Annotated in this window: 11 protein-coding genes; 2 read left to right on the forward strand and 9 right to left on the reverse strand. The window is 67.1% G+C overall.

Annotated elements, in window-relative coordinates; translation table 11 throughout:
- Window positions 1-49: 49 nt before the first annotated feature.
- The gene (locus ABS767_RS04230) at window positions 50-1,954 is read right to left on the reverse strand and encodes a potassium transporter Kup (RefSeq protein WP_408077110.1); all 1,905 of its coding nucleotides are present in this window, start codon (window positions 1,952-1,954) and stop codon (window positions 50-52) included.
- 125 nt (window positions 1,955-2,079) lie between these two features.
- On the opposite strand from ABS767_RS04230, the gene ABS767_RS04235 reads away from it, so the two are divergent.
- Complete coding sequence (locus ABS767_RS04235; RefSeq protein ID WP_408077111.1) at window positions 2,080-3,411, forward strand: DUF4118 domain-containing protein; 1,332 nt, start codon at window positions 2,080-2,082, stop codon at window positions 3,409-3,411.
- A 64-nt stretch (window positions 3,412-3,475) separates the two neighbouring features.
- On the opposite strand, the gene pnp is transcribed toward ABS767_RS04235, so the two are convergent.
- The 5 genes from pnp to ABS767_RS04260 all read right to left on the reverse strand — a co-directional run bounded on the left by pnp (window position 3,476) and on the right by ABS767_RS04260 (window position 8,500).
- Complete coding sequence (gene pnp / locus ABS767_RS04240) at window positions 3,476-5,800, reverse strand: polyribonucleotide nucleotidyltransferase (RefSeq protein ID WP_408077112.1); 2,325 nt, start codon at window positions 5,798-5,800, stop codon at window positions 3,476-3,478.
- A 177-nt stretch (window positions 5,801-5,977) separates the two neighbouring features.
- On the reverse strand, window positions 5,978-6,247 hold the full coding sequence (rpsO, locus tag ABS767_RS04245; protein ID WP_408077113.1) for a 30S ribosomal protein S15: 270 nt from the start codon (window positions 6,245-6,247) through the stop codon (window positions 5,978-5,980).
- Between the two features lie 21 nt (window positions 6,248-6,268).
- Window positions 6,269-7,165 (reverse strand): tRNA pseudouridine(55) synthase TruB, encoded by an 897-nt coding sequence (gene truB / locus ABS767_RS04250; protein ID WP_408077114.1) that lies wholly within the window; start codon window positions 7,163-7,165, stop codon window positions 6,269-6,271.
- Complete coding sequence (locus ABS767_RS04255) at window positions 7,165-7,857, reverse strand: site-2 protease family protein (RefSeq protein WP_408077115.1); 693 nt, start codon at window positions 7,855-7,857, stop codon at window positions 7,165-7,167. Before ABS767_RS04255 ends, truB begins: the two co-directional genes overlap by 1 nt.
- 58 nt (window positions 7,858-7,915) lie before the next feature.
- Window positions 7,916-8,500 carry a thymidine kinase gene (locus tag ABS767_RS04260; RefSeq protein WP_408077116.1) on the reverse strand — a complete coding sequence of 195 codons (585 nt, stop codon included), beginning with the start codon at window positions 8,498-8,500 and terminating at the stop codon, window positions 7,916-7,918.
- A gap of 87 nt (window positions 8,501-8,587) precedes the next feature.
- Between ABS767_RS04260 and ABS767_RS04265 the strand changes: the two genes are divergently transcribed.
- Entirely contained in the window at window positions 8,588-9,157 is a 570-nt protein-coding gene (locus tag ABS767_RS04265) for a YceI family protein (RefSeq protein WP_408077117.1), read from the forward strand.
- A gap of 6 nt (window positions 9,158-9,163) precedes the next feature.
- Here the strand turns inward: ABS767_RS04265 and rbfA are convergent, their stop codons facing one another.
- The 3 genes from rbfA to ABS767_RS04280 form a co-directional block, all read right to left on the reverse strand.
- Window positions 9,164-9,565: a 30S ribosome-binding factor RbfA gene (gene rbfA, locus ABS767_RS04270; protein WP_408077118.1), complete on the reverse strand. Its 402-nt coding sequence runs from the start codon at window positions 9,563-9,565 to the stop codon at window positions 9,164-9,166.
- 125 nt (window positions 9,566-9,690) lie between these two features.
- A complete protein-coding gene (infB, locus tag ABS767_RS04275; protein WP_408077119.1) occupies window positions 9,691-12,342 on the reverse strand; it encodes a translation initiation factor IF-2 in 2,652 nt (883 codons plus the stop codon).
- A gap of 76 nt (window positions 12,343-12,418) precedes the next feature.
- Window positions 12,419-13,054 (reverse strand): DUF448 domain-containing protein, encoded by a 636-nt coding sequence (locus ABS767_RS04280; RefSeq protein WP_408078648.1) that lies wholly within the window; start codon window positions 13,052-13,054, stop codon window positions 12,419-12,421.
- Between the last annotated feature and the right edge of the window lie 5 nt (window positions 13,055-13,059).

Below are 13,059 nucleotides of genomic sequence, written 5' to 3' on the forward strand. Positions count from 1 at the left end.
TATCGCCTGTTGCCGGGCCGGGCAAACCCCGCGTCGCCCGCCCGCTGCCTCAGATACGCACCTGGCTCCCCAGCTCGACGACGCGGTTGGTCGGCAGCTTGAAGAACTCCATCGCGCTTTCCGAACTCTGCATCAGCTTGGCGAACAGCTTCTCGCGCCACAGCGCCATGCCCGGCCGCTCGCGCGCGGGAAGCAGTTTCTGGCGGCCCAGGAAGAAGCTCGTCCGCATCATGTCGAACGGCGCCCCGCATCCGCCCAGCAGCGCCAGATCGCGCGGCACGTCGACCTCCTCCATAAACCCGTAATGCAGCGTCACGCGGTGGAAGTTGGCGCCGATCGCGTGCGCCTCGACCCGCTCGGCGACCGGGACATGCGGCACGTCCCGGACGTGGACCGTCAGGATCAGCACGCGCTCATGGATGACCTGATTGTGCTTGAGGTTGTGGAGCAGGGCGGGCGGAACCCCCTCGGCGCTGCTCGACAGGAAGATCGCGGTTCCGCCGACGCGATGGATCGACTCGACCGACTTGACGAACACGCCGAGCGGCATTGCGTCCTGTTCGACCTGCTGCCGCATCAGCGTGCGCCCGCGCGCCCAGGTCGTCAGCACGGTGAAGATGACCGCCGCGACGACCAGCGGAAACCACCCCCCGTCCAGGATCTTGGTGACGTTCGAGGCGAAGAAGATGCCGTCCACGACCAGGAACAGCGCGATGGTGAGCGTCGCGAGCAGCCGGTTCCACTTCCACACCTGGAAGATGAGCACGGCCAGCATCAGCGTCGTGATGATCATCGTGCCGCTGACCGCTATGCCATAGGCCGAGGCGAGCTTGGTCGATTCGCGAAATCCGAGGACGAGCAGGATCACCATCGCGAGCAAGCCCCAGTTTACCGCCGGGATATAGATCTGCCCGGCCGCCCGCGCGCTCGTGTGCGTGATGCGCAACCGCGGCAGGAAGCCGAGCTGAACCGCCTGCTGCGTCACCGAAAAGGCTCCGGAAATCACCGCCTGGCTGGCGATCACCGTGGCGGCGGTGGCGATCAGCACCAGCGGCAGCCGCGCCCATTCGGGGGCCATCAGGTAGAAGGGGTTCTCGACCGCCGACGGCGTGCCGAGCAGCAACGCGCCCTGCCCGAAATAGTTGAGCATCAGGCAGGGATAGGCGAGCAGCAGCCACGAATAGCTCACCGCGCGGCGGCCGAAATGGCCCATATCGGCGTACAGCGTCTCCGCGCCGGTGACCGCGAGGAACACCGATCCCATGGCGAGAAAGGCGATGGTCGGGTCCTGAAGGAAGAACAGTACGGCCCAGTGCGGGCTGAGCGCGCCGAGGATGTCCGGATGCCGGGCGATGTTCCAGATGCCGAGCGTGGCCAGTGTCGCCATATAGACCAGAACCACCGGCCCGAAGATCGCGCCGACCTTCGCCGTGCCGCGCGCCTGGATCAGGAACAGGCCGATCAGGATGACGATCGCGATCGGCAGCACCAGCGGCGCGAGCCGCGCCTCGACCACCGTCAGCCCCTCGACCGCGGACAGCACCGAGATCGCCGGGGTGATCATCGCGTCGCCATAGAACAGCGCGGTCGCGAGCACGCCCATCATCACCAGGCCACCCGCCCAGCGCCGGTCGCCCAGGTGGCGCGAGATCAGCGCCAGCAGCGCGAACGAGCCCCCCTCGCCGCCATTGTCCGCGCGCATCGCGACGAAGACATATTTGAGCGTGACGACCAGCATCAACGACCAGAAGATCAGGCTGAGCACGCCGAAGATATGCGCCTGCGACACCGCGAGCGGGTGCGGCCCGATGAACGTCTCCTTCATCGCATAGAGCGGCGACGTGCCGATGTCGCCATAGACGACACCGATCGCGCCGAGCATCAGTGCTGGCAGCGAATGGCGGGCGGGGGCACCCGGCGCGGGCGCCGGGACGGGGGAAGGACCATGTGTCATGGCGCGCGATGTGCGGCGCGGCGCCATGAAGATTCCATGTGGATCGCATCACTGGCCCATGAAGAAACACCGAAGAACGCCCTCCGCCTCTCGACGTCGGCCAGAGTCGGGCGCACCTAGCCGATATGACCGACTCCCTCCCCGACACCCCCTCGCCCGCCCGCGTCCTGCGCGGCTATCTGGAGGCCGCGCTGTTCGTCGCCGCCGCCACGCTGATCGGCCTCGCGATCGCGCCGCGCTGGGGCAATTCGGCGGTGGACCTGCTCTACCTCCCCGCAGTGCTCGCCGCCGCCGTGCTTGCCGGGCGCGGACCGGCATTGCTCGCCGCAGCGGCGGCAGCGCTGGCGTACAACTATTATTTCACCGCCCCGCGCCTCAGCTTCCACATCGATCACCCCAATGACGTGCTGACCGTGCTGGCGCTGTTCGCCATCGCCATTGTGACCAGCCAGCTGGCCGCATCGGTGCGTCATCAGGCGCGGCTGGCGCGCGCTGAAGCGGCACGCAACGCGACGATCGCCAGCCTTGCCGGTCAGCTGCTGGGATATGCCAGCGAACGCGACGTGATCGATGGCAGCACCCGCGCGCTGAGCGAAATCTTCGGCTGCAACGTCGTGCTCGCGCGCGGAACCCCCGAGCCGCAGCTGCTGGGAAGCGCGCCGACGCCGATGCACCTCACGCCCGCCGATATCGCCGTCGCCGCGCTGGTCCTCGACACCGGCGAAAGCGCGGGGCGCGGGGTGATGCGCAGCGTGCCCACCGAATGGCAGTTCCATCCGGTGCGATCGGGCGCCTCGACCATCGCCACCTTCGGTTTCGCGCGCGACGACGGCGTCCCGGCGATCGCGCGCGGCCAGCAACAGGTGCTCGAAAGCCTGCTCGATCAGGTCGCGCTCGCGCTGGAACGCAGCCGGCTGGAGCATGCGGCGCGCGAATTCGCCCGGCTGCGCGAGCGCGATCAGGTGCGCTCCACGCTGCTCGCCTCGATCGGTCAGGATCTGGGCGAGCCCGTCCGCCAGATCGCCGATACGGTCGATGCGTTGCGCCGACAGGGGTCGGGCGACCGCGCGCTCGTCGGGGCGATCGGTGCCGAGGCAGCACGCATCGACCGCTATCTTGCCAATCTGATCGAACTCGAACCCAATGAAGCGCAACCGCCGATTGAGATCGACGGCGTCACGATCGACCTGTTCCGCCGCGCGGTGTTCCGCGATGGCGCGCCGGTGCACCTCGCGCCCAAGGAATATGCCGTGCTCGCCGAGCTGGCACGCCATCCGGGCCGCGTGCTGACGCACGCCCATCTGCTGAAGACCGCCTGGGGTCCGGCGCATGAGCGGCAGATCGATTATCTGCGCGTCGCGATCCGTGCGTTGCGCCGCAAGATCGAGCGCGATCCGGCGCACCCCGCGCTGATCGTCAACGAACCGGCGGTGGGCTACCGGCTCAAGATCGACTGAGCTTGCCCCAAGAAAAAGGGCCCCGGTTTCCCGGAGCCCTGTTCCTTTCCGATCCGAAGATCGATCAGTCGTCGCTGCCGCCGGTCAGGAAGGCGGGGAGGCCGATATTTTCGCCGCCCTCGTCCTTCGCTTCCGAACGCTCGCCGCGCGGGCGATCGTTGCGGTCGCCGCGGTCGCGGCGCGGACCGCGATCGCGGTCGCCGCCCCGGCCACCGTCGCGACGACGATCGCCGCCACGACCACCCTCGCGGTCGCCACGCTCGCGCGGTTCGCGTGCCGGACGGGTATCTTCCAGCTCTTCGCCCGTCTCCTGATCGACAACACGCATCGACAGCCGAACCTTCCCGCGCTGGTCGATCTCGAGCACCTTGACCTTGACCTCCTGACCTTCGCTCAGGACGTCGCTGACCTTCTCGACGCGCTCGTTCTTGATCTCCGAAACGTGAACCAGGCCGTCCTTGCCGCCCATGAAGTTCACGAACGCGCCGAAATCGACCAGGTTGACGACCTTGCCGTTGTAGATCTTGCCGACCTCGGCCTCTTCGACGATGCCCTTGATCCAGTTCATCGCGGCTTCGATCTGGCTCACGTCGGACGACGACACCTTGATGATACCCTCGTCGTCGATGTCGACCTTGGCGCCGGTGGTCGCGACGATCTCGCGGATCACCTTGCCGCCGGTGCCGATGACGTCGCGGATCTTCGACTTGTCGATCTGCATCGTCTCGATGCGCGGCGCGTGCGCCGACAGCTCGGTGCGGGTCTCGCCCAGCGCCTTGTTCATCTCGCCCAGGATGTGCGCACGGCCTTCCTTGGCCTGCTCGAGCGCGACGCGCATGATCTCGTCGGTGATGCCGGCGACCTTAATGTCCATCTGCATCGTGGTGATGCCCTCGGACGTGCCGGCAACCTTGAAGTCCATGTCGCCGAGATGGTCCTCGTCACCCAGAATGTCGGACAGGATCGCGAAATCCTTGCCCTCCAGGATCAGGCCCATGGCGATGCCCGACACCGGACGCTTGAGCGGAACGCCCGCGTCCATCATCGACAGCGAACCGCCGCACACCGTCGCCATCGACGACGAGCCGTTCGACTCGGTGATGTCCGACAGAACGCGGATCGTGTAGGGGAACTCGTCCTTGCTCGGCAGCACCGGGTGCAGCGCACGCCAGGCCAGCTTGCCATGGCCGACTTCGCGACGGCCCGGCGCGCCGAAGCGGCCGACTTCACCGACCGAATAGGGCGGGAAGTTATAGTGGAGCATGAAGTTCGAGTAGGACAGGCCGTCCAGCCCGTCGATCATCTGCTCGGCGTCCTTGGTGCCCAGCGTGGTGGTGCAGATCGCCTGCGTCTCGCCACGGGTGAACAGCGCCGAACCATGTGCGCGCGGCAGGAAGTGGACCATCGCCTCGATCGGACGGATCTGGGTGGTCGAGCGACCGTCGATGCGGGTGCCGTCCTTGAGGATGGCGCCACGAACGATCTCCGCTTCCAGCTTTTTGACCAACTTCATCGCGGCCATCTGGTCCTGCGGCGTGGCGTCGGCGAATGCTTCCTTCGCCTTGGCGCGCGCATCGTTGAGCAGGCCCGAACGCTTGGACTTGTCGGTCACCTTGTAGGCGGCGGCGATATCCTTGCCGATCAGCTTCTTGAGCTTGTCCTTGGCGGCCGACAGGTCGGCCTGCTCGGCCATTTCCCACGGATCCTTCGCGGCCTTCTCGGCCAGGTCGATGATCGCGTTGACGGCCTGCTTGCATGCCTTGTGCGCGAACTGGACGGCGCCGAGCATGACGTCTTCCGACAGCTCCTTGGCTTCGGATTCGACCATCATCACCGCATTGCCGGTGGCGGCGACGACGAGGTCGAGGTCGCCCTCGGCAACCTGCTCGGTGGTCGGGTTGAGGACGTATTCGCCGTCGACATAGCCGACGCGTGCCGCGCCGATCGGGCCCATGAAGGGCACGCCCGAGATCGTCAGCGCAGCCGAGGCCGCGACCATCGCGAGGATGTCCGGCTCGTTCTCGCCATCATAGGACAGCACCTGGCAGATCACGTTGATTTCGTTGTAGAACCCTTCCGGGAACAACGGGCGGATCGGACGGTCGATCAGGCGGCTGGTCAGCGTTTCCTTTTCGGTCGCGCCGCGCTCACGCTTGAAGAAGCCGCCCGGGATGCGCCCGGCGGCCGAGAATTTTTCCTGATAGTGCACGGTGAGCGGGAAGAAATCCTGCCCTTCCTTCACCGACTTGGCGGCGGTGACGGCGCACAGCACCACGGTTTCGCCGAGCGTCGCCATCACGGCGCCATCGGCCTGACGGGCAACCTGCCCGGTTTCGAGTGTCAGGGTTTGTCCGCCCCACTCGATCGATACGGTCTTCTTGTCGAACATCTGATTTCCTTTGGACCGGACGCCCAATGCGCCCGGGGCCTGTGTGCAAGCTGTCCGGCTTGCGCGGTGCGGAGTGACGTCACCCCTGGTGCGGGTCGGTGGCCGAATTGCCGGTGACCCAGGGTCCGGGCCCATGCCCGGAATGGCAAAAAGGCGACCCGAAGGCCGCCTTTCCGGTTACTTGCGAAGCCCGAGCTTCGCGATGAGTGCGGTGTAGCGATCCCCGTCCGTCTTGCGGAGGTAGTCGAGGAGGCTGCGGCGCTTGTTGACCATCATCAGCAGGCCACGGCGCGAATGGTTGTCCTTCGCATGGCCCTTGAAGTGCTCGGTCAGGTTGACGATGCGCTCGGTCAGGATCGCGATCTGTACCTCGGGGCTTCCGGTATCGCCTTCGGCGCGTCCGTGTTCCTTGGTCAGTTCAGCCTTGCGCTCGGTCGTGATCGTCATGTGTCTTCCTTCGACATCGTTCTACAGGTTGAAGCCGCGCACGACCCGGACGTTTCCGTCCGAAACCGCGACCAGCGCGACCGGCGTATCGCCGTCCAGCGCGAAGTGTTGGCCATCGTCAGCGGCAATCCCGGTCAGCACTTTCCCCTGGCGGAGAGCCCCTGCCTGACCGGGTTCGAGGAGTAGAGCCGGGATGTCGTCCAGCCCCGCCCTCAGCGGCAGGAGGCATTGTTCAAGGGTGCGGCCCATAGCGGCCTCAGCCAATTTGTCCAGCGATATCGCGGAATCGAGCGTGAACGCGCCCGCTTTCACGCGGCGGAGCATGGTGACATGGCCGACGCTGCCCAGCGCCAGCGCGATATCGCGCGCAAGGCTGCGGATATAGGTGCCCTTCGAGACATGCGCGGTCAGCGTCGCCGATTCGCCATCGCTGTCGCGCAGCGTCAGCGCATGGATCGTGACCGCGCGCGTCGCGAGCGTCACCGCTTCTCCCTTGCGCGCCAGATCATAGGCGCGCGCGCCATCGACCTTGAGCGCGGAATAGGCGGGCGGGACCTGGTCGATCGGCCCGGTAAAGCGCGGCAGCACGGCTTCGACCTGCTCGCGCGTCGGGCGCACGTCCGATTCGGCAACGGGCCTGCCCTCGAGATCGAGCGTGTCGGTCTCGATTCCGAAGCTGATCGTGAAGTCATAGACCTTGTCGCTGTCGAGCATCCGCCCGGCGAGCTTGGTCGCCTCGCCCACCGCGATGGGCAGCACGCCGGTCGCGAGCGGGTCGAGCGTGCCGCCATGCCCGACCTTGGGCAGGTCGCGCAGCTTTGGCCCATAGCCGCTGTCGCGCAGCGCGCGCTTGACCGCGCTCACCCCCTGGGTCGAGCCGAGGCCGAGCGGTTTGTCGAGGATGATCCAGCCGTGCATCAGCCGGCGATCATCGCGGCGATCGCGAAGTACCAGGCGCTGACCGCTTGCGCAGGTGGCAGCACGACACGCTCGACGATATTCGCGTCAGGCCAGATCGTCGGCACCACCAGCAGCAGGATGAACAGCAGCGGAAATCCGAATTTGGCGAGCGACGCCCAGCGCGCCGCGAGCGCGAGCGGCAACAGCCCCTCGACCACATGGCCGCCATCGAATGGCGGAACGGGAAGCAGATTGAACAGCGCGAGGAAGACGTTCACCGCAACGAAGTTGAACAGATTCTCCGCCGCGAACGCGCCTATCGGCCCTAACTCCGCCTCGCCCGTCATCGCGAACAACAGGCCGATCAGCACCGCCCCGACCAGCGCGAGCAGCAGGTTCATGCCCGGCCCGGCCAGCGCCACCAGCACCATCCCGCCGCGCGGATTGCGCAGCCGCGCATGGTTGACCGGCACCGGCTTCGCCCAGCCGAACACCGGCATCTTGGTCACCGCCAGGATCAGCGGCAGAATCACGGTCCCGATCGGATCGACATGGCGCAGCGGATTGAGCGACAGCCGCTTGCGCTCCGCCGCAGTCGGATCGCCCAGCGCGCGCGCCGCCAGACCGTGCGCAACTTCATGAAAGACGATCGCGATCACCAGCGGGATGATCCACACGGCGGCGCGATAGATGATGGAATCGGGGTTCATCCCGGCGATCTAGGCGCTGCCGGCGCGCTTCGCTAGCGATCCCTCGGCCCGGGACGGATCAGTCGGCGGCGGACAGCGCTTCGGTGAAATGACGGCGGCACAGCGCGACATAGCGGTCGTTGCCGCCGACCTCGGTCTGCGCGCCTTCGGCCACCGCCCGCCCCTCGGCATCGACGCGCAGGTTCATCGTCGCCTTGCGCCCACAACGGCACACCGACTTGATCTCGACCAGCGAGTCGGCGAGCGCCAGCAACTGCGCCGATCCGGGGAACAGGCTGCCCCGAAAATCGGTGCGCAGTCCGTAGGCGAGCACCGGAACGCCCAGCACATCGGCGACCGAGGCGAGCTGATCGACCTGCGCCGCGGTCAGGAACTGCGCCTCGTCAACGAGCACGCAATGAACCGGGCCCTGGTCCATCTCCCGCTCGACATGCAGCCGCAGGTCGGTGTCGGCGGCGAAGCCGGTCGCTTCGGCATCCAGCCCGATCCGCGACGCGATCCGCCCCGCGCCCGAACGGTCGTCGAGCGCCGCCGTGAACAGCAGCGTTCGCATCCCCCGCTCGCGATAGTTGAAATCGGCCTGCAACAACGTGGTCGATTTCCCCGCATTCATGCTGGCATAATAGAAATAGAGCTTGGCCATGTCCCGCTTTTGCCGGGAAACCCGCCGCAGCGCCACGGCCTTGACAACGATCGCAGGCAGGCGGAGCGTCATATCAGGAGTGTGACGATGATGCGTTGGATTGCAGCCGCGATGGTGGCCCTTGTCCCTGCGGCCGACGCGGCGCCGGTAGCGCAGCACTACGCAGTCGATCCGACCAGTTCCGCCACCGCCCGCGTCGCTTTCTTCGGCGTGACCACCCGGCGCGCACGCTTTCCACACGTCGCAGGATCGGTCGCGATCGACCCTGCGGATCCTTCCAGGATCGCGATCGACGTCAGTCTCGACGCATCGGCGCTGACTGCGGACGACGACCTTACCCGCAATCGGCTGAGGGGTCCCGCATTCTTCGATGTCGCGCATACCCGGGAAGTCCGCTTCGTTGGCGGTCACCTGCGGCTGCTCGATCCGACCCACGCGACGATCGAGGGGACGCTCACCGCGCGCGGCGTACCGCGCCCGGTCACGCTCGACGTGGTGTTTTCTCGACCGATCTCTCAAACGGCGGCGACGCAGTCGCTGCACCTCAGCGGCCGCACGACGCTCGACCGCACCGATTTCGGAATGACGGGCTATCGCCTCATCGTCGGCCGCAGGGTGACCGTCGATCTCGACATCACGCTGCGCCAGCAATCCTGATCGCGTTTAGTCCGCGTCCGTATCATCGAGGTCGCGCGCCACCTTGGGGTCGCGCAGTAGCTGATCGATATGGCTGCCCTCGTCGAAGCTCTCGTCGGCCAGGAATTTGAGCCGAGCGGCATATTTCATCTTCATCCGCCCGGCGACCTCGCGCTGCAGATAGGCGGTGTTGGTGCGCAGCGCCTTGATCACCGCCTCCTCGTCCTTGCCCAGCAGCGGCTTCACGAAGACGGTGGCGTGGCGCAGATCGGGCGACATGCGCACTTCGGTCACGCTCACCACATGGCTGGCGAGCACATCGTCGTGCACCTCCCCGCGCGCAAGGATGTCGGACAGGATATGGCGCACCTGCTCGCCCACGCGCAGCAAGCGGACGGAGCGGGTTTCAGGGGTGTCGTTGTGCTTCATATTTCTCCCTCTCCCCGCTTGCGGGGAGAGGGCCGGGGAGAGGGGCAGTACGAGACTGCCACCGTCCGGCTGAGGGACAGGCCCCTCTCCCAACCCTCTCCCCTGAAGGGGAGAGGGCTATTCGATCACAGCGTCCGTTCGCGCAGCTCGACCTCATAGGTTTCGAGATAGTCGCCCGGCTTGATGTCGGTGAAGTTCTGGCTGAACGTCACACCGCATTCCAGGCCGGCGCGGACTTCGGCGACATCGTCCTTGAAGCGGCGCAGCGACGCGATCTCGCCCTGGTAGATGATGACGTCGTCGCGCGTGATGCGGGCCTTGAGCGCCTTGCGGATCGCCCCGTCGGTGACCAACAGGCCGGCCGCCTTGCCATGCTTGCCGGCGCTGAAGACTTCCTTGATCTCGGCGCGGCCGACCACCGTCTCGAACGCCTCCGGACCAAGCTGCCCCGCCATGCCGGCGCGGATCTCGTCGGTGAGTTCGTAGATCACGTCATAATATTTGAACGCGACCTTGTGGCGATCGGCGATCTCACGTGCCTTGGCGTTCGGGCGAACGTTGAAGCCGATGATCGGCGCGCCCGAGGCCGCAGCCGCGTTCACGTCGCTCTCGGTGATGCCGCCGACGCCCGCGTGCAGCACGCGCGCCTTGATGTCGTCGGTGCTGATCTTGTTGATCGCCGCGACGATCGCCTCGACCGTGCCCTGGGTATCCGCCTTGACGACCAGCGGATATTCCATCGCCTGCTTTTCCTTGAGCGCACTGAACATGCTCTCGAGGCTCGCCGGGCTGGACGTGGTCCGCTTCTGCTGGATCACGCTGGCGCGATATTCCGCGACTTCGCGGGCGCGCGCCTCGTTCTCGACGACCTGCAGCAGGTCGCCCGCCATCGGCACGCCCGACAGGCCGAGCACCTCGACCGGGGTCGAAGGGCCGGCTTCCTTGATCTGGCGTCCCTTGTCGTCGACCAGTGCACGCACCTTGCCGCTCTCCGCACCGACGACGAACACGTCGCCGACGCGCAGCGTGCCGCGCGTCACCAGCACGGTCGCCACCGGGCCGCGACCCTTGTCGAGCTTGGCCTCGACCACATTGCCTTCGGCGGCGCGATCGGGATTGGCCTTGAGCTCGCTCAGCTCGGCCTGCAGCTGGATCTTCTCGATGAGGTCGTCGAGTCCGGTCTTCTTGAGCGCGGACACCTCGACGTCCTGCGTCTCGCCGCCCATCGCCTCGACCTGCACGTCATGCTCCAGCAGGCGCTCGCGCACCTTCTGGGCATTGGCCTCGGGCTTGTCGATCTTGTTGATCGCGACGATCATCGGCACGCCCGCCGCCTTGGTGTGGTTGATCGCCTCGATCGTCTGCGGCATCAGCCCGTCGTCTGCGGCGACCACCAGCACGACGATGTCGGTGACGTTCGCACCACGCGCGCGCATCTCCGAAAACGCCTCGTGGCCCGGGGTGTCGAGGAAGGTGATCTTCGACTTGTCCTTCAGCGTCACCTGATAGGCGCCGATATGCTGGGTGATGCCACCGGCCTCGCCGCGCACCACGTCGGTTCCGCGCAGCGCGTCGAGCAGGCTGGTCTTGCCGTGATCGACATGGCCCATGATCGTCACCACCGGCGGACGCGGCTTCAGCGCATCCTCGGCATCGGTATCGGTGTCGAGCACCAGATCGATGTCGCTGTCGCTGACGCGCACGATGTTGTGGCCGAATTCGGTAACCAGCAGCTCGGCGGTGTCCTGATCGATCGACTGGGTCAGCGTGACGGGCATGCCCATCTTGAACAGCGCCTTGACCAGGTCCGCGCCCTTTTCCGCCATGCGGTTGGCGAGTTCGGACACGGTGATCGTTTCCGGCACCTTGACGTCGCGGACCTGCTTGACCTGCGGCTCGCGCGGGCCGGAATGGCGGCGATGTTCCTTTTCACGCGCACGCTTGAGCGCCGCGAGGCTGCGCGCACGGGCACCATCCTCGCCACCCAGCGCGCGGTTGACGGTCAGCTTGCCGCCGCGGCGCTCGTCGCCCTTGCGATCACGCTGCTGCGGACGCTGCGGCTCGGGCGCACGCGCGGGGGCACGGTTCGGACCGAGATTGGCCGAACGCGGGCTGGCTGCCCCGCCACCGGTGGATGCGGACGGCGCAGGTGCCGCCGGCTCCGCCTTGGCGGGTGCCGGGCGCGGAATTTCGGGACGCTGAACCGGGGTGAAGCGGCGCGGCGCAGGGCGCGTCGGGTCGAGCTGCAGCGCGACCGGTTCGGGCGCGGCAGGCTCGGGTGCCGCCTTGGGGGCCGCGGGTTCGGGCTTGGCTTCCTCGACCGGCTCTGGCTTGGCCTCGACCTTGGGGGCCTTCGCCGCCTCGGCTTCGGCGCGCGCCTTTTCCTCGGCGCGACGCTGCTCGGCTTCGGCCGCCTCGGCGCGCTCGCGCTCCTCGCGCCGGCGCGCTTCCTCCAGCGCCTGCATGCGCTGTTCCTCGGCCTCGCGCAGCAGGCGTGCCTGGCGCTCCTGCGCGGTCTCGCCCGACGGAGCCGCCGGGCGCGGTGCGGGGGCGGGCGGCGGCGGTGCGGCAGCCGGTGCGGGCGGCGGCGGCGCGGCCTCTTCCTGCGGGGCTCCCGATTGCGGGCCCAGCACGCGACGGCGCTTCACTTCGACCACGACGGTGTTCGAGCGTCCGTGGCTGAAGCTCTGCTTCACCTTGCCGGTCTCGACCGTGCGCTTCAGCCCCAATGGCTGGCGCATTCCGAGTTTCGGCTTTTCGTTTTCGGTATCGCTCAAGTCTCTATCCTGCTTCTTCGTCGTTCGTCTGGTCGCCGCAATGGTCCGATGCGCCTTGTGCGTGGGTTACGCAAGGCTACGCGGCCGGTTCGGGTCCGATAAAATGGAGCAGACGGTCGAGTGCGTCGCGCACCCGACCCGCCGCTCTGGCGTCGGTGAGGCCAACATGTACCACATTTTCGCGGCCAAGGGCCAAGGACAATATGGTGCGGGGCAGCGGCAATGTGAACCCCGTGTCCCCCGAACCCTCCCGGTCGGTGCCTACACGCAGCGCCTGGTCGAGCTTGCGCGAGCCGTCGGCACCCGCATCCGACGCGTGCATCAACAGATGCAGCTTGCCCATCCGCCCCGCCTTTTCGATCCGCTCGCCGCCGATCACGACATGGCCGGCCTTCGCCTCCAGCCCCAACCGATCGAGGAACGCGCGCTCGAGCTGCGCGACGATCCGCGCGCCGAGATCGTCGGGAATCGCGATCTCGCCGGTCTTGAACGCGCGCGACAACGCCCCGCGCAGCTGCTTGCCGCTCGCATCCAGTTCGGCGCGGGTCACGCCGATCCATGCCCCGCGCCCGGGCGCCTTGGCGCGGACATCGGGCAGCACGTCGCCGTCGGGGGACAGCGCAAGCCGGATGAGCCCGTCGCGAGGCTGACCCTCGCGCGAGAGGATGCAGGTGCGGATGGGTGTCCCATCCGCACGCTGACGCTCCGTCAGTTCAG

Origin of the sequence: Sphingomonas plantiphila (genome assembly GCF_046000505.1) — a bacterium.
Classification (GTDB): domain Bacteria; phylum Pseudomonadota; class Alphaproteobacteria; order Sphingomonadales; family Sphingomonadaceae; genus Sphingomonas; species Sphingomonas plantiphila.

What these genes read in the sequence shown, in the direction of transcription:
- ABS767_RS04230 (WP_408077110.1), bottom strand. Translation starts at nt 1,954, where the DNA reads ATGACACATGGTCCTTCCCCCGTCCCGGCGCCCGCGCCGGGTGCCCCC.
- ABS767_RS04235 (WP_408077111.1), top strand. Translation starts at nt 2,080, where the DNA reads ATGACCGACTCCCTCCCCGACACCCCCTCGCCCGCCCGCGTCCTGCGC.
- pnp (WP_408077112.1), bottom strand. Translation starts at nt 5,800, where the DNA reads ATGTTCGACAAGAAGACCGTATCGATCGAGTGGGGCGGACAAACCCTG.
- truB (WP_408077114.1), bottom strand. Translation starts at nt 7,165, where the DNA reads ATGCACGGCTGGATCATCCTCGACAAACCGCTCGGCCTCGGCTCGACC.
- ABS767_RS04255 (WP_408077115.1), bottom strand. Translation starts at nt 7,857, where the DNA reads ATGAACCCCGATTCCATCATCTATCGCGCCGCCGTGTGGATCATCCCG.
- ABS767_RS04265 (WP_408077117.1), top strand. Translation starts at nt 8,588, where the DNA reads ATGATGCGTTGGATTGCAGCCGCGATGGTGGCCCTTGTCCCTGCGGCC.
- ABS767_RS04260 (WP_408077116.1), bottom strand. Translation starts at nt 8,500, where the DNA reads ATGGCCAAGCTCTATTTCTATTATGCCAGCATGAATGCGGGGAAATCG.
- rpsO (WP_408077113.1), bottom strand. Translation starts at nt 6,247, where the DNA reads ATGACGATCACGACCGAGCGCAAGGCTGAACTGACCAAGGAACACGGA.
- rbfA (WP_408077118.1), bottom strand. Translation starts at nt 9,565, where the DNA reads ATGAAGCACAACGACACCCCTGAAACCCGCTCCGTCCGCTTGCTGCGC.